14 protein-coding genes are annotated in these 16,809 nt (G+C 28.8%); 9 read left to right on the plus strand and 5 right to left on the minus strand.

Features of this window, described 5'->3' with window-relative positions:
* Nucleotides 1-5: 5 nt before the first annotated feature.
* Both H518_RS0110470 and H518_RS0110475 read left to right on the plus strand, forming a co-directional pair.
* A complete protein-coding gene (locus tag H518_RS0110470) occupies nt 6-635 on the plus strand; it encodes an OmpW/AlkL family protein (protein ID WP_028888999.1) in 630 nt (209 codons plus the stop codon).
* 133 nt (nt 636-768) lie between these two features.
* Nucleotides 769-1,491 (plus strand): DUF6503 family protein, encoded by a 723-nt coding sequence (locus tag H518_RS0110475; RefSeq protein WP_028889000.1) that lies wholly within the window; start codon nt 769-771, stop codon nt 1,489-1,491.
* 6 nt (nt 1,492-1,497) lie between these two features.
* Here the strand turns inward: H518_RS0110475 and H518_RS0110480 are convergent, their stop codons facing one another.
* Both H518_RS0110480 and clpB read right to left on the minus strand, forming a co-directional pair.
* On the minus strand, nt 1,498-2,007 hold the full coding sequence (locus H518_RS0110480; protein WP_028889001.1) for a SixA phosphatase family protein: 510 nt from the start codon (nt 2,005-2,007) through the stop codon (nt 1,498-1,500).
* 87 nt (nt 2,008-2,094) lie between these two features.
* Complete coding sequence (clpB, locus tag H518_RS0110485) at nt 2,095-4,698, minus strand: ATP-dependent chaperone ClpB (protein WP_028889002.1); 2,604 nt, start codon at nt 4,696-4,698, stop codon at nt 2,095-2,097.
* Nucleotides 4,699-4,862: 164 nt separating this feature from the next.
* Here clpB and ytxJ point away from each other — a divergent pair, with 164 nt between their 5' ends.
* Nucleotides 4,863-5,255 (plus strand): bacillithiol system redox-active protein YtxJ, encoded by a 393-nt coding sequence (gene ytxJ / locus H518_RS0110490; protein WP_028889003.1) that lies wholly within the window; start codon nt 4,863-4,865, stop codon nt 5,253-5,255.
* Nucleotides 5,256-5,325: 70 nt separating this feature from the next.
* Nucleotides 5,326-6,900, plus strand: coding sequence for a DEAD/DEAH box helicase (locus H518_RS0110495; protein ID WP_028889004.1), 1,575 nt, complete (start codon nt 5,326-5,328; stop codon nt 6,898-6,900).
* A 61-nt stretch (nt 6,901-6,961) separates the two neighbouring features.
* Here H518_RS0110495 and fahA read toward each other — a convergent pair whose 3' ends face one another.
* Nucleotides 6,962-8,242 (minus strand): fumarylacetoacetase, encoded by a 1,281-nt coding sequence (gene fahA / locus H518_RS0110500; protein WP_028889005.1) that lies wholly within the window; start codon nt 8,240-8,242, stop codon nt 6,962-6,964.
* 270 nt (nt 8,243-8,512) lie between these two features.
* On the opposite strand from fahA, the gene glyA reads away from it, so the two are divergent.
* A complete protein-coding gene (gene glyA / locus H518_RS0110505) occupies nt 8,513-9,787 on the plus strand; it encodes a serine hydroxymethyltransferase (RefSeq protein ID WP_028889006.1) in 1,275 nt (424 codons plus the stop codon).
* An 82-nt stretch (nt 9,788-9,869) separates the two neighbouring features.
* On the opposite strand, the gene H518_RS0110510 is transcribed toward glyA, so the two are convergent.
* Nucleotides 9,870-11,309 (minus strand): MBL fold metallo-hydrolase, encoded by a 1,440-nt coding sequence (locus tag H518_RS0110510; protein WP_028889007.1) that lies wholly within the window; start codon nt 11,307-11,309, stop codon nt 9,870-9,872.
* Nucleotides 11,310-11,440: 131 nt separating this feature from the next.
* Between H518_RS0110510 and H518_RS0110515 the strand changes: the two genes are divergently transcribed.
* On the plus strand, nt 11,441-12,268 hold the full coding sequence (locus H518_RS0110515) for a LytTR family DNA-binding domain-containing protein (protein ID WP_028889008.1): 828 nt from the start codon (nt 11,441-11,443) through the stop codon (nt 12,266-12,268).
* A 256-nt stretch (nt 12,269-12,524) separates the two neighbouring features.
* Nucleotides 12,525-13,763, plus strand: a complete 1,239-nt coding sequence (locus H518_RS0110520) for a cation:proton antiporter (RefSeq protein ID WP_028889009.1) — start codon at nt 12,525-12,527, stop codon at nt 13,761-13,763.
* A gap of 4 nt (nt 13,764-13,767) precedes the next feature.
* Here the strand turns inward: H518_RS0110520 and rmuC are convergent, their stop codons facing one another.
* Nucleotides 13,768-15,144: a DNA recombination protein RmuC gene (rmuC, locus tag H518_RS0110525; RefSeq protein ID WP_028889010.1), complete on the minus strand. Its 1,377-nt coding sequence runs from the start codon at nt 15,142-15,144 to the stop codon at nt 13,768-13,770.
* 420 nt (nt 15,145-15,564) lie between these two features.
* Between rmuC and tssD the strand changes: the two genes are divergently transcribed.
* Both tssD and H518_RS0110535 read left to right on the plus strand, forming a co-directional pair.
* Entirely contained in the window at nt 15,565-15,930 is a 366-nt protein-coding gene (tssD, locus tag H518_RS0110530; protein ID WP_028889011.1) for a type VI secretion system tube protein TssD, read from the plus strand.
* Nucleotides 15,931-16,053: 123 nt separating this feature from the next.
* Nucleotides 16,054-16,782 carry a hypothetical protein gene (locus tag H518_RS0110535; protein ID WP_028889012.1) on the plus strand — a complete coding sequence of 243 codons (729 nt, stop codon included), beginning with the start codon at nt 16,054-16,056 and terminating at the stop codon, nt 16,780-16,782.
* Nucleotides 16,783-16,809: the final 27 nt, after the last annotated feature.

A 16,809-nucleotide genomic window follows, 5' to 3' on the forward strand; every position in this document is an offset into this window, starting at 1 on the left:
TAATTATGAAAAAAGTTTTTTTAAGTATTGTTTTAGGGGTTTTATTTTTTACAAATATTAATGCCCAAGAAAAGTCAAAAAATGATAAGAAGTGGCAAGCTCGTTTTAGATGGGTAAGTGTATTAGCTAATGAATCGGCTACTATAGGAACTATTGGTGGTGATATTGAAATTAGCAATAATTTTATTCCTGAATTAGATTTTACATATTTTTTTACTGAAAATATTGCAGCAGAACTAGTTTTAGGAACAAGTAAGCATAATGTTAATGCTGTAAATACAGCTTTAGGTAATGTAGATTTAGGACATGTTTGGTTATTGCCTCCAACATTAATGGCGCAGTATCATTTTAATTTAAGTGATTTTAGACCTTATGTAGGTGCAGGTGTAAACTACACGTTTTTCTACAATTCAGATCCAGGAGCAGTAGTTGATGTTGATTATGATAATTCTTTTGGTTATGCACTTCAACTAGGATTTGATTATGATTTAGATGATACATGGTTTTTAAATATTGATGCTAAATATGTTGATTTAAGTACTGATGTTACTGTTGATGCAGGAATCGCTGTTGTACCAGCAGCAGTTAAAATAAACCCTCTTTTAATAGGTTTTGGTGTTGGTATGAGATTTTAGAAGTACTATGAATATTAATAAGAAAGAGCTGCTAATTTTTAGTAGCTCTTTTTTATTAACATAAATTTATAATTTTGATATCGTTAAACTTGTAATTTTGAGCTTTAAATGAGACCAAAGTAAACAAAGTTTTATGCGATATATTTTTTTAGTAGTTATTATTTTAACAGTAGCTTGTAAACCAAAGTTTACTGCCCAAGAAATTGTAGATAAATCAATAAGTAACTCGAACTTAGAAAAAATCTCTAACTCAGAAATTTCTTTTAAATTTAGGAAAAATCATTACACAGCTAAAAGAGATAAAGGTGATTATGAATTATTGAGGTTTATTACTAAAGATTTAGTAAACTATAAAGATGTGTTATCTAACGATGGTTTTAAACGATACATTAACGATAGTTTAGTTTCTTTATCTAAAAAAGATCAAGATGCATATAGTAATTCTGTAAATTCAGTACATTATTTTTCAGTGTTACCTTACGGATTAAATGCTCCAGCAGTAAAAAAGAAAGCTCTTGAAAATGTATTTATTAAAGAAAAAGAGTATTATAAAATTCAAGTAACATTTAATGAGAATGGAGGAGGAGATGATTTTGATGATATCTTTATTTACTGGTTTTCAAAAGAAAATTTTAAACTAGATTATTTAGCCTATAAATACCACACAAATGGTGGAGGTGTTCGTTTTAGAGATGTTAAAAAAGAAAATATTGTAAACGGAATTCGTTTTGCTGATTATAATAATTACAAGCCTATAGATAAAAATATAGATTTTTATGCTATTGATAAATTATATGAGGAAGGAAAGTTAAAAAAACTTTCTGAGATTATTTTAGAGAATATTAAGGCTAAGTAATAAAAATTAATTATTCACTTTTAAGTGAATACTTGTAGCTCCGTTTTTTGTAACAGTAATAATGTATAAATTACTGTTACTGTCAGGAGCACTCTCATTTATTTGTTTAAATAAATCTTTACCTAATATTTTATTTGCAAAAGAGGGTGTTGTGTTACTGTGGCCAACAATTAAAACATTTTTACCTTTAGTTTTTAATTTAAAATCATCATCATACAATTTACTAGGATTATATAATAGTACACTTAATTTGTTTTTTAAAGCTGTAGGTGTTGCTGTTTCTTTCGTTCTGTTATAATTTGTACTATAAACCATATTTATGTTTGCAGAAGATAAAACTTCTGACCAAAAAGCAGCACGTTTAATACCCTTATTTGTTAAATGTGGATTTCTATTCGTTTTATCAGTTTTGTCTTTTTCCGCATGACGAATTAGATAGTAAGTTGTAATGTCATCTTGAGAAAAGATTGATAATGAACCTAAAATAAAAGTAATAAGGAAGAAATATTTTTTCATAATTGTTTATTTATTGAGCAATATAGTTAAAATAAAAAAGGTGATGTTTTTTTAAACATCACCTTTAACAATTATATAAACTAACTGCTAATTTTCTATTAAATCGGATTGATTTCTGAAAACTAGTTTATTATCAAAAGCATCTAGTAAAATAATGCTATCAGTTGTTACCTTTCCTGCTAAAATTTCTTTAGATAACTGATTTAATACTTCTTTTTGAATAACACGTTTTACAGGACGTGCTCCAAACTCTGGTTGATATCCTTTTATAGCTAAATAAGCAATAGCCTCATCTGTAGCGTCAAATGTTATGTTTTGTTCAGCAATCATCTTTTTAACACTATTCAACTGTATTTTTACAATTTGATTAATGTTTTCTTGTGATAATGGTGTAAACAAAGTAATATCATCAATACGATTAATAAACTCAGGCCTAACAGTTTGTTTGAGTAATCCTAAAACTTCAACTTTAGCTAGTTCCATTGCTGTATGAACATCACCTTTTAAATTTTCGAATTTTTCTTGAATAATATGACTTCCCATATTAGAAGTCATAATAATAATGGTGTTTTTAAAATCAGCTATTCTTCCTTTATTATCTGTTAATCTACCTTCGTCTAAAACTTGTAATAATACATTAAAAGTATCAGGATGCGCTTTTTCAATTTCATCTAATAATACAACAGAATATGGTTTTCTACGAACAGCTTCTGTTAACTGTCCACCTTCATCATATCCTACGTAGCCAGGAGGTGCTCCCACTAATCTACTAACAGAGTGGCGTTCTTGGTATTCGCTCATGTCAATTCTAGTCATTGCATTCTCATCATCAAATAAATAACCAGCTAAAGCTTTCGCTAATTCAGTTTTACCAACACCTGTTGTACCTAAAAACAAGAAAGAACCAATAGGTTTATTGGGATTTTGTAAACCAGCTCTTGAGCGGCGAACAGCATCAGAAACAGCTTCAATAGCTTCTTCTTGACCTACAACACGTTTGTGTAATTCACTTTCTAATTGCAGGAGTTTTTCTCGTTCAGATTGTATCATCTTAGTTACAGGAACTCCTGTCCATTTAGCAACAACTTCGGCAATATCTTCGTAAGTAACTTCTTCTTTTATAAGTGCATTTTCACTTTGATTAGCTAAAACCTCTTGCTGTTGTTCAAGTTGTTCTTGAGCATCTTTTATTTTACCATAACGTAACTCAGCTACTTTTCCATAGTCACCATTACGTTCTGCTTTATCAGCTTCTAATTTGTAATCTTCAATATCAGTTTTTAATTGCTGAATAGCATCTACAATTACTTTTTCTGATAACCACTTAGCGCTAATCTCTTTGCGTTCTTCTTTAAGGTTAGCTATATCAGCGTTTAATATTTTCAATTTAGCAGTGTCATTTTCACGCTTAATTGCTTCAATTTCAATTTCTAATTGCATTATTTTACGATCCAAAACATCTAAATTTTCTGGTTTAGAGTTAATTTCCATTCGTAATTTAGCAGCAGCCTCATCCATTAAATCAATTGCTTTATCTGGTAAAAAACGATTGGTAATATAGCGTTGAGATAATTCTACCGCACCAATAATGGCTTCATCTTTAATACGAACTTTATGGTGTGTTTCGTATTTATCTTTAATACCTCTAAGAATAGATATGGCACTTTCTGTATCAGGTTCATCAACAATAACTTTCTGAAAACGACGCTCTAAAGCTTTGTCTTTTTCAAAATATTTTTGATATTCATCTAAGGTAGTGGCTCCAATAGCACGTAATTCTCCACGAGCTAATGCTGGTTTTAAAATATTTGCAGCATCCATAGCTCCTTGACCACCTCCAGCACCTACTAAAGTATGTATTTCATCAATAAATAATACAATACTACCTTCAGATGTTGTTACTTCTTTAACAACTGATTTTAACCGCTCTTCAAACTCCCCTTTAAATTTAGCACCAGCAATTAGGGCGCCCATATCTAAAGAAAAAATAAGTTTATCTTTTAGGTTTTCAGGTACATCACCTCTAATAATTCTGTGTGCTAAGCCTTCAGCAATAGCTGTTTTACCAGTTCCTGGCTCACCTACTAAGATTGGGTTATTCTTAGTTCTACGTGATAAAATTTGTAACAAACGACGAATTTCTTCATCACGCCCAATTACCGGATCTAGTTTTCCGTCTTGTGCTAATTTATTTAAGTTGTTGGCATATTTATTTAAAGAATTATAAGTTTCTTCAGCATTTTGAGAAGTTACTCTTTCACCTTTACGCAATTCTTCAATAGTTGCTTTTAAACTTTTTTCAGTAACACCTTGGTCTTTTAAGACTTGTGCTATTTGACTTTTAGATTTAAATATCGCAATAATTAAATGTTCTATAGAAACGTAATCATCATTCATTTTTTTAGCAATGATGGCTGCTTCATTTAATGTTTTATTTGTTTCTTGAGATAGCATTAACTCTGCACCAGAAACTTTAGGGAATCCTTCTAATTGCTTGTCTAAAATTTGCTGAACAATAGCAATATTAATATTAAGTTTCTTTAATGTAAAAGGTAGTACATTTTCATCTACTATTAATAAAGCTTTAAATATATGTTCGTTTTCTATTTGTTGATTACCATAACCTTGCGCTAACTGTTGCGCTTGTTGTATGGTTTCTTGTGATTTTGTTGTATAATTGTTGAAATTCATAATTTTATTGTTTGTCTTCTTCGATCAATTAAAGTCAAAAGTAATACCAATGAATAATTTCATTAAACTTAAGACAAAATGTCTTTAACGGTGTTGTTTTTACTGACTTTTTGACTTATTGAAAGGTTTTGTGTTTAACATCGACAGATTAAAAAAATATATAAATGGGAATACTTAATTCAATCTTCGGAAAAAATAAAGAAAAAGAAGAAAAACAGGAATCTTTTATTAATTGGATTCCATTAACATCATTAGAACAGCTTAAGCAAATTAAAAGTTTATCAAAAAAAGAACCTATAGCTATTTTTAAACATTCTACAAGGTGTGGTATAAGCAGTATGGTAATTAAGCGATTTGTAAGTAGCTTTGATGTATCTTTAAAAGATTTTAAGGTGTATTATCTTGATTTACTTTCGTACAGAGAATTATCTAGTGAAGTAGGGTATGAGTTTCAAATATTACACCAATCTCCTCAGTTATTGGTAATTAAAAAAGGGGAAGTTGTAGCGCACGCATCTCATTATAATATAGCTCAAATTGATTTAAGAAAATTCTAAAAAATTTTCTATTTTCAATGAAACTTATTTAAATACATCGTATTTTTGTGTATTACAAAAAAGTATAAAATTGAGTAACGAAACCACGACTTCACAAGAAACTAAAGGAAAAAACTTATACGGTTATCAGAAGGAAGCATTGTTTAAAATTTTTAAAAGTTTTGAAAACGCACCTGAAAATTACCACCTATTATATCAATTACCAACAGGAGGAGGTAAAACAGTAATCTTTTCTGAAATAACCCGTCAATTTATAAAACATTATCAAAAAAAGGTATTGATAATGACGCACCGAATTGAATTATGTAAGCAAACTGCAAAAATGCTTGGTGAATTTGGTGTGGATAATAAAATTATTGATAGTAAAGCAGGGTTAGACGATCAAGACAAATATGATTGTTTTGTTGCCATGGTTGAAACATTAAACAATCGTTTAAACGACGGTATGTTAGATATTTCTGATGTAGGTTTAGTTATTGTTGATGAGGCACACTATAATTCGTTTACTAAGTTATTTAAGTTTTTTGACAAGTCGTTTGTGCTTGGGGTAACAGCAACTCCTTTAAGTTCGAATATTAAATTACCAATGAAAGATAATTACGATGACCTAATTGCGGGTGAAAGTATTGGTACTTTAATAGAAAACGAATATTTAGCAAGAGCAAATGTATTTTCTTATAATGTTGGTTTAACTTCTTTAGAAATTGGAGCAAACGGAGACTATACAGTTAAGTCATCAGAAGATTTATATACAAATACAGATATGTTATCTAAGCTTTTACAAGCTTATGAAGAGCGTGCTAAAGGGACAAAAACACTAATCTTTAATAATGGTATTAATACATCACTTCATGTATATGACACCTTTAAAAAAGCAGGATATCCTATTGCTCATTTAGATAATACAAACACTAAAAAGGAGCGTGATTTTATTTTAAAATGGTTTCATACAACGCCGAATGCTATTATTACTTCTGTAAGTATATTAACAACTGGTTTTGATGAACCTTCTGTAAAATCAATTATTTTAAATAGAGCTACAAAATCTTTAACGCTGTATTACCAGATGATTGGTAGAGGATCGCGTATATTTAAAGGTAAAAATGAATTTAATGTAATCGATTTAGGAAATAATTTTCATCGTTTTGGACCATGGGGGGCTGATTTAGATTGGCACAAGATGTTTAGAGCGCCTAATTTTTACTTAGATAATTTGTTATCTGATGAAGAAATAGAGAATGATTTTAGATATGAGCTGCCAGCTGATGTTAAAGAAGAATTTGCAAATTCTTCTGATTTATATTTCGATGTAAAAAAGGTATATATAGAAGTTATTCAAGCTGGGTTATCATCAAAAAAAGTATTAGAAAAATCAATAGAACACCACGCAAAGATTTGTGTTGAAAATAGTGAAGACGTTTTTGATGCGCTAATTTTAGCAAAGAAATTAGGCGGAGAAATTGATGATAGAATACATAGGTATTCTAAATGTATTTGTAAGAGTACTCATAATTTTATTGATTGGCTTCAAGATGACTACCGTAAAAAATTAAACTCTCATTTACGTAACAATTTTGATGAGATATACGAAGATATATTTGGTCATCCACCACCGGAAGAAGAAGAGGAGGAACATGAAGATTAATAATAAAAAAAATCCAGTTCAAAATGAACTGGATTTTTTTTATTATTAAAAAGCTATTAATTTATTCTTTAGCAGGTAATATCTTACCAGTACATTCTCCAAAACCGATACGTACTTCATCGTTTTGAGAATATCCACGCATAATAACAGTATCGTGATCGTTAATGAATTTACGTTCAGAACCATCATTCATTTTTAATGGGTTTTGACCTCTCCATGTTAATTCTAACATAGAACCGAAACTATCTTTTGTAGGGCCAGAGATTGTTCCAGATCCCATCATGTCACCAGCATTTATAGGACAACCATTTACAGTATGATGCGCTAATTGCTGTGCCATTGTCCAATACATATACTTGAAGTTAGAATTACAAACAACTGTTTCTTCTTTATCTTCAGGTTTAATAGCCATTTGTAAATTAATATCAAAACTATCTTTTCCTTCTTTCTGTAAGTAAGGTAAAGGTTCATGTACTTGCTTAGGGTTGTCAACTCTAAAAGGCTCTAATGCATCTAAAGTAACAATCCATGGCGAAATAGTTGAAGCAAAGTTTTTACCTAAGAAAGGCCCTAGTGGCACATATTCCCAAGCTTGAATATCTCTAGCAGACCAGTCATTAAATAAAACCAATCCAAAAATATATTCATCAGCATCTTTAATAGGTATTCTATCACCTAAATCATTTGCAACAGTAGTTATAAAAGCCATTTCTAATTCAAAATCTAATAATTTTGAAGGTCCAAAATTAGGTTTTGTTTCACCTTCACTAGGACGCTGTTGACCTAATGGTCGACGAATAGGTGTTCCTGAAGGTACGATAGAAGAACTTCTTCCATGATAACCTATTGGTATATGTAACCAGTTTGGCAATAATGCGTTCTCTGGATCGCGAAATAATGAACCTACATTGGTAGCATGTTCTTTACTTGCATAAAAATCTGTATAATCACCAACAGAAACAGGTAGTTGCATTTCAACATCTTCCATTCTAAAAATCACACTATCTTTATGTGCTGCATTGTCTCTAAGTTCTCCGTTAGTTACATCAAAAATATCAGCAATTTTATTACGTACTAAACGCCATGTTTTGCGACCGTCAGCAATAAAATCATTTAATGTGTCTTGTAAAAATATGTCATCTGTTAAAGGAATTTCTTTAAAGTAACCTAATTGATGTAAAGCGCCTAAATCGATAGCAAAATCACCAATTCTAGTACCAATTGTTATGATGTCATCTTTTGTTATAAATACTCCGAAAGGAATATTCTGAATAGGAAAATCAGAATCTTTATTAACGTTTAACCAAGATTTTCTATTAGGATTATTAGCCGTTATTTTCATTGAAATTGTTATGTTTATTTTACTCCAAACCTACATATTTTTTAAATTAAAACCTAGCGTTTAATGTGAAAAAAAGATAAAATAGTATAAAAAATAGCCTGTTTTATTCTTGTGTAAAAAGGTTAATTTCATACAACTTAAGTAGTACAATAAGATTTAAAGCTAATAGAAAATAGAATGTAGATATATTGGATTAAAATTAGATAAAAATTGCATAAAGTATCAATAATAAAATTATTACATTTGGCTACATATTTAACAACACATAAGATGCAAAAAGATCATCAAATATTTGATTTAATTCAAGAAGAAAAAGAACGTCAGCTAAATGGTTTAGAACTGATTGCTTCTGAAAACTTTGTAAGTGAGCAAGTAATGCAAGCGCAAGGTTCTATTTTAACTAATAAATATGCAGAAGGATATCCAGGTAAACGCTATTATGGTGGATGTGAAGTAGTAGATGTTGTAGAACAAATTGCTATTGATAGAGCTAAAGAGTTGTTTGGAGCAGAATATGTAAATGTTCAGCCACATTCTGGATCACAAGCAAATACTGCTGTTTTTGCAGCTTGTTTAAACCCAGGAGATACAATTTTAGGTTTTGACTTATCACATGGAGGACATTTAACTCACGGATCTCCAGTAAACTTTTCAGGTAAATTATACAATCCTGTTTTTTACGGAGTAGATAAAGCTACTGGAAAAATTGATTATAATCATTTAGAGCAACAAGCTAAAGAACATAAACCAAAATTAATTATTGCAGGAGCTTCGGCATATTCTCGTGATATGGATTTTGAAAAATTTAGAGAGATAGCTGATAGTGTTGGAGCTGTTTTAATGGCTGATATTTCACACCCTGCAGGTTTAATTGCTAAAGGTATCTTATCAGACCCGTTACCACATTGTCATATTGTAACAACAACTACTCATAAAACTTTACGTGGTCCACGTGGTGGAATGATTATGATTGGTAAAGATTTTGAAAATCCGTTTGGATTAAAATTAAAATCAGGAAAATTAAAGAAAATGTCTACATTGATTAACTCTGCTGTTTTTCCAGGGAATCAAGGAGGACCTTTAGAGCATGTTATTGCTGCAAAAGCAATTGCTTTTGGTGAGGCTTTAACTGATGAGTTTTTAGAGTACCAATTACAAGTAAAAGAAAATGCACAAGCAATGGCAAAAGCACTTGTTTCGAAAGGATATGATATTATTTCTGGAGGAACAGATAACCACTGTATGTTAATTGATTTACGTAATAAAGATATTACAGGTAAAGATGCTGAAATAGCTTTAGGAAAAGCAGATATTACAGTAAATAAAAACATGGTGCCTTTCGATACTCAAAGTCCGTTTGTAACTTCAGGTATTCGTGTAGGAACAGCTGCGATTACTACTCGTGGATTAAAAGAAGAAGATATGCAGCAAGTTGTTGATTTTATTGACGAAGCAATTAAAAATCATGATAATGAAGAAAAATTATCTGAAATTGCAGAGAGTGTAGAAGAAATGATGAGTGCAAGAAGATTATTCGTAATGTAAATAGTTTTTCTTTTTTATTATATAAAAAAAGCACCGAAATCGGTGCTTTTTTGTTTAAAGTAATGTAGGTTGCATAACCTAGTTATTTCATGTTAGCTTTATAATAAGCATTCATCGTTTCTACAGAAACATTTGGATTTCGATGATGTTGTACAATTCTTTTAATTTTTAATTTTTCTTCACGAACAAACTCTATAAACTGTTTTTCTACATTAGATAAATGCGTTGCAATAGAATTGTCAGCAGGGATTTCTAAGAAATCACCTTCATAAATTATTTGTGCACCTTTAAAGTAGGCAAAACTCTGTTTAAAACTATGTTCATTCTTTAAAACGTAAAATCGAACCCCATTAATATTTATCTTATTTGTAAGTGTTTTAAATTTAAACAATTTAATTGATTTATTGAATTCAGGGAAATTTTTAATTGCATCAATAGTATAGTCATCTGCAAGTATTGTTATTCCTTTTTTAGCGTATGCATTTAAACCTCCTATATGATCATTATGAGGATGAGAAACAAATACAGATTGAATTGTTTTCATTGGAAATTTTCTTTCAATTAAGCTAATAACTTCTTCAGAAGATTTATCAGATATAGGGGCTCCAAAAACCATGATATTATTATCTATTACTTTTAAAAGAATGAACCTACTATTTTTAAAAACATTAATAATATAAAGGTTGTTTGTTATTTTAGTAATTTTAGTTTCTGAAACAATATCCTTCTTTGGTAAAACATATCCTTCTGGAATCGTAAATTTTGAAGTAGCAATTCCTGATATTACTTTAAGGTTCTTAACCACAATTAAAGCACTTAATTTATTGCTTTTATAAACATCTAGTCTCTCAGCATATTCAATATTATTTTTTGAAGTATAACCCTTGTATTTAACTATTGAATTATCTTCTGTACTTTCTAATGTCTTAAGTTTTAAAGAAGGAATTTCAAAAGTATATGTATTTGTAATTTCTTTATGATTTATATGTGTAATTACTGCAGTTGTATCATTCATTACAATTTTTAGTGGTTTACCTATATGATAATTTGATAATAAAATAGATACTTGCTCAAAACTTAATACATTTCCAACTCTTTCACTCTGTCTTTCATAAGCATTATTTTTCAACTCTCTAAGTGTTTTTCCTCTAATTACACCATTAACATCGTATGATATGGCTTTTTCTTTATGTTGAAAATGTTTGAATTCAAAAACGAAATTCCCAGGAAATTGATTTTTATCATGAGTAAAATATTCTTTTTTATCTTTATCTACTTCTATAGTATAAATACCAAATCGATTAATTTTATCTTCAGGGTGTTTATAGTGATGACTTTGATAAGGGTTTAATCCAGTATATTTATATGTAACAGTAAATTTTTTCAGATTAGCAGTAAATTTATACTTATTGTTTAACTTATTTATAATGTTTTTAGAAGTGATTTTCTGGCCGGATAATGATAAAGAACTTAAAATTAATAGTGTAAGAATGTTTACATGTATTTGACTGTTTACTTTCATTTTTCTTTTGTTTATTTAGTAATACGTTAACTATCAGTACAAATATAGAGTGAGAATTTATATATATTTTTGCCTAAAAATTAATAATTACTCAAATAAGGAGTTATTGTAGTGAAATACGTGTTAAGAAAATGCAAAAAGAAATTCAATATTCAATTTTAAGAAACCCTCTATACGTTTTGGGCTGTTATTCTATCCTATTGCTTCCAAGCTTTATTAATTCTTGTAGTAGTAAAACAGTGGTTTCTTCTTTTTGGAACAATATTCCATCATGCAGCAAAGAATTTGTTTTTGTGAAGTTTTTAGGAAACTCTATTTGGTCTATAGTATTATTAATAGTTGTTTTCGAATCATTTAAAATAGCTTGTAAATATTTAAAAATTAGTTCTTTCCCTGTAAAAATAAAAGAATGGTTAAAATTCGAATCAAAATTAATAACTTCATCTTTAGTTGCTTTTTTTTGTTATTTATTTTTAGCTTATTTATTTTCTATATTTAATAAATCGATAGAAGATATAGATGTTTTAAATATCTTTTACAAAGCAATGCTTGTTGCTTTTGTTGGTATTCATGGAGTTTTATTAATAAGTTATTTTAAGTATAAAAAAAATCCTTTAAATCAGAAAATAGCAGTAAAAAGCTCAATAGGAAATATTCCTATTTTGGTAAATGAAATTATTTGGTTTGAAAAAGTAGACAGAAATTATTTTGTAAACTCTAAAGATGCTGTATTTAAAATTGATTACAACTTAGCTGAATTGGATCAAATGTTAAGTGAAAAATATTTTTTTAGAATCAATAGAGCAGTTATAGTTAATATAGCCATGGTTAAAAATATTACCCGTTGGGAAAATGAAAAATACATTGTAGAATTAACAAATAAAAAAGATTTTGTTGTTACTCGTAAGCGAGTAGTTGAACTAAGAGGTTTAATTGAAAACTTACAAAAAAACAAGTAATCTTTTTCGCATATATTGTAACTATAATTTTACTAACGAAGTAATATGAAGCTTTATTAGAAATTGAAAATAACGTAGAAATAAATATAAACGCAAAAAGATTATTCGTAATGTAATTAATCATGTAACGCTATTTCAGGACGAGACATTATTATTATTAAATAAAAAAAGTAGTCAATTGACTGCTTTTTTTGTTTTTATAATGAAGAATGAAATATCATTTTATATCTTTCAACTTTATTAAAGAATAATAACTATGGATGTTTATTTAATTGCAACAATTCTTATTTTTTTATCAGCAATATTTGGATATATAAATGTTCGGTTTTTAAAATTACCGAATACAATTGGTTTAATGATTTTAACCATTTTATTTACTTTAGGTATTCTTTTGTTAAGTAATTATGATCCAACATTATTAAATTTAGAAAAATCAATCATTTCAAAAATAGATTTCAAAAAACTATTATTAGATGAAATGTTAAGTTTCTTGCTATTTGCAGGAGCTTTACATACAAATTTCGATCAACTTAAAATACAACGCTGGCCGATACTTTTATTTTCGACTTTAGGAGTATTAACGTCTACTTTCTTAGTAGGTATCGCAATGTTTTTTGTATTACAATTAATAAACTTACAAGTTGATTTTATATATTGTTTATTATTCGGAGCACTTATTTCACCAACAGACCCAATAGCTGTTTTAGGTATTTTAAAAAAGGCAGGAGTTCCTAAAAAATTAGAAACAAAAATTGTTGGAGAATCATTATTTAATGATGGAGTAGGAGTGGTTATTTTCTTAACTATTTTTAAAATAGCAGAATCAGGAACAAGTAACATAACTGCAATAGATGTTTTAACTCTTTTTGGACAAGAAGTAATAGGAGGTATTGGTGTAGGAGTTGTTTTAGGTTGGATAACCTATCGTTTATTAAAATCTATTGATGATTTTGATATTGAAGTTATTATAACGCTAGCAACCGTAATGGGAGGTACCGTGCTTTGCCATAAGTTTCATTTATCGGCACCTTTAGCAATGGTTACAGCAGGATTAATTGTAGGAAATGATACTGTTAGAGAGCATGCAATGTCTGCAACAACAGAGAAATATGTAGATAAATTCTGGGAGTTAATAGACATCCTTTTAAATGCTATTTTATTTGTATTAATAGGTATGGAAATGCTAGTTTTAGTAATTGAAGGAAAGTTTGTTTTAGCAGGTTTATTAGCAATACCTATTTGTTTAATATGTCGTTATGCTTCTTTATTTTTACCAGTAAAAATCTTTGAAAAAAAATTAAACTTTGTTAAAAATACCAATGTAATTATGACTTGGGGAGGTTTACGAGGCGGAATATCGATTGCTTTAGCTTTAGGATTATCAACCAATATGGAAAGAGATTTATTTTTAGTTATCACCTATATAGTCGTTGTTTTTTCTATAATAGCACAAGGATTAACAGTAGATAAATTGGTGAAGCGACTAAAAGAATAAGTTTTTAGTCGTTATCTTGTGCTCTTTCTATGATTTTTTGAGGCAATGCTTTTTTAGCTTTAGCGCCCATCTTTTTTAGTTTTTCAACACTGGTTATAAGATTACCTCGCCCATCAACTAATTTATTCATAGCACTATTATAATCAGCTTTAGAAGCATCTATTTTTTTACCTATTCCTATTAAATCTTGTAATAAACCATCAAATTTATCATACAAAGCACCTGCTTGTCTTGCTATTTCTAAAGCATTACGTTGTTGTTTTTCGTTGTTCCACATAGTATCAATAGTACGTAACGTAGCTAATAGCGTAGTAGGTGTAACAATAACGATGTTTTTTTCAAAAGCTTTATTGTATAAAGAATTATCTTGATTTAAAGCAACTGCAAATGCAGGTTCGATAGGCACAAAAAGTAGTACAAAATCGGGCGATGTTATTTTGTAGATATCTTCATACTTCTTTTCAGATAATTGTACTACATGGCGTTTTAATGAATTAAGATGTTCTTTTAAAAAGCGTTCTTTATCTAAATCTTCATCAGTATTTACAAATTGCTCATAAGCAGTTAAAGATACTTTAGAATCTACAATCATTTTTTTGTTATCAGGTAAATGAATAACAACATCGGGTAAAATTCGTTTACCTTCATCATTAGTAAATGATTGTTGTACAAAATACTCTCTATCTTTTTCTAAACCAGATTTTTCTAAAACACGTTCTAATACTAATTCGCCCCAATTTCCTTGAATTTTACTATCACCTTTTAATGCTTTTGTTAAATTGATCGTTTCTTTACTCATTTGTTGATTCATTTCTTTTAAACCAAGAATCTGTTGGCGTAAAGCAGAATGATAATCAATACTTTCTTTATGAGTTTTATCTACTTTATCTTCAAATATTTTTATTTTTTCTTGTAATGGGTTTAATATACTTTGAATATTCTCTTTATTTTGAAGCGTAAATTTACTCGATTTTTCATCTAATATTTTATTCGCAAGATTCTCAAATTCTTTAGTGAATTTATCTTGTAATTTTTCTACCTCTTCTTTATTATCATTTAATTTTAATTGCAAATTTTTAAACTCTTCATTCTTTCTAGCCAGTTCAATACTTGAAAACTCTTTTTCTCTACGAATCTCTTGTATCTCTTTTGTTTGATTTTTTATTCGAAGTAATAAATCTTCTTTTTGCTGTGTAATGGCTTTTTCTTTTTCACTTTTTTGAAGCTCTAAATTTACAATAGTAGTAGTAAGCCTATTATTTTCCTTGTCTAAAACACCCGTAGCTTTTTTTAGATTTAATTTACCTAGTAAATACCCAATAAAACCACCTAAGATTAATCCAGAAATAGTAGTTGTAATTAATAATAAAGTTGCGCTCATTTAGATAAAATAAAATTTATTGAATACACAAATATAGCGCAACCTACTATAATAATTATATGTTTTAATCTTTGAAAGTATATACTTGTAATAAAATTCAGCGTTTTATAAAAAAAATGTTTTTTATTTTAAAATAAGTATATACATTTACAACTCAAATTGACAATTTGTGATTTTATAATTGCTATGTAAAATAAACTGTCGTACTTGTATCTATATGGGCATATCTAGCTCGTATTGTACTCTGTAAGTATATCTATTTTGGGGATTCTCCCAGTCTAAATACGTTTGTTTTTTTTTAGTTTATTATACAATTATCTATTGTTATGGAGAGTTCGTTTTATGTTAGCAATACTAGTTACGCTATTCATAAAACAAAAAGAAAATTAAAAAAAATAATAATCAAAAAGAACAAAAGCTATGGGATCATTTAGAGCATCACTAGAATTAGGAGGAAAAAAATTTGACGTATTGGCTACGGAATACGAATTTAGTAGAGATACTGATAAGAAAGGTAAAATTGCATCTAATGTTTACGGAGGAAGAATCAATGTAACAATAGAGTCTACAGCAGATTCATCTGTAATCGAAGCGATGTTAAATAGCCAATTTAAAGCTATTGAAGGAAAAATCATTTTTAAGAAATCTGAAGAAGATTCAAAAATGAAAGAAGTTGAATTTAAGAATGCGTACATCGTATATTATAAAGAAAACTTACACGTAAATGGAGACGTACCAATGACTATTGGTAATGCAGCTATCGACAACCGTTGGCCAGTAGCATAAGTATTATTTTATAAAGAGCAGATCTTAGGGTTTGCTCTTTTAGCATTTATAGAATATTTAACCTGTATTAAGTTTTAAGTATCCTGTTATTAGAATAAAACTACATGGTGAAAAACTGCAATTATGAAAACTACTGTAAAAGATAATTTAAGAATAGACTATACGAAATATCAGGCAGATGAACTAGCTGGAACAATTTCAGATGCATTATTTTTTCCACTATATGTTGGAGAAATAGTAGTAAAAAACCTGCTGATTTTCCTTGTAGCAATAGGAATATGTACCTATTTCGGTACCTACCATTGGTCTACAGCAATACTATTCTTTATACTTTCTTTAGCTGTAACCATACCAAGTATTATTATTTTTTCGGCAATACGACTTTTAACAACCATAAAAGAAGACCTAACAAAAGTATATACCATTACGATAGATACAGCTAAACATGTATATGCAGATTCTAATAGGTTAGTAGCACAACGAAAAAATGATGTTTCCTTGGTTGTATCATCAAGTGATGTGTTTAAAGGTGTTGCAATTTATGCAATACAGCCTATAGTAAAACGAGTATTAGCAAAGCGTATAAAGTTTTTTGCACCACCCTTTATTTGGATTGTCAATTTACTATTTAAAGCAATTTTTTTACGTAAACCACCAGAGTTTATTGTTGAAAAAGAAATTGAAAATCTAAATCCATCTGACAATAATAATCTTGAAGATAAGATAACTTCTTTAGGAAGTAAAACAGTTGATGGTGTTTTCATAGCTTTTAAATTTCCGTTTAGACTCGTATTAATTATTTACGGAATAGTTAATGCTCTTTTAATATTATTGTTTATTTCAATTCTATAAACAAATACAGAAGTTAGTATGTAGTTA

It is taken from the genome of Tenacibaculum ovolyticum DSM 18103 (assembly GCF_000430545.1).
Lineage (GTDB): Bacteria > Bacteroidota > Bacteroidia > Flavobacteriales > Flavobacteriaceae > Polaribacter > Polaribacter ovolyticus.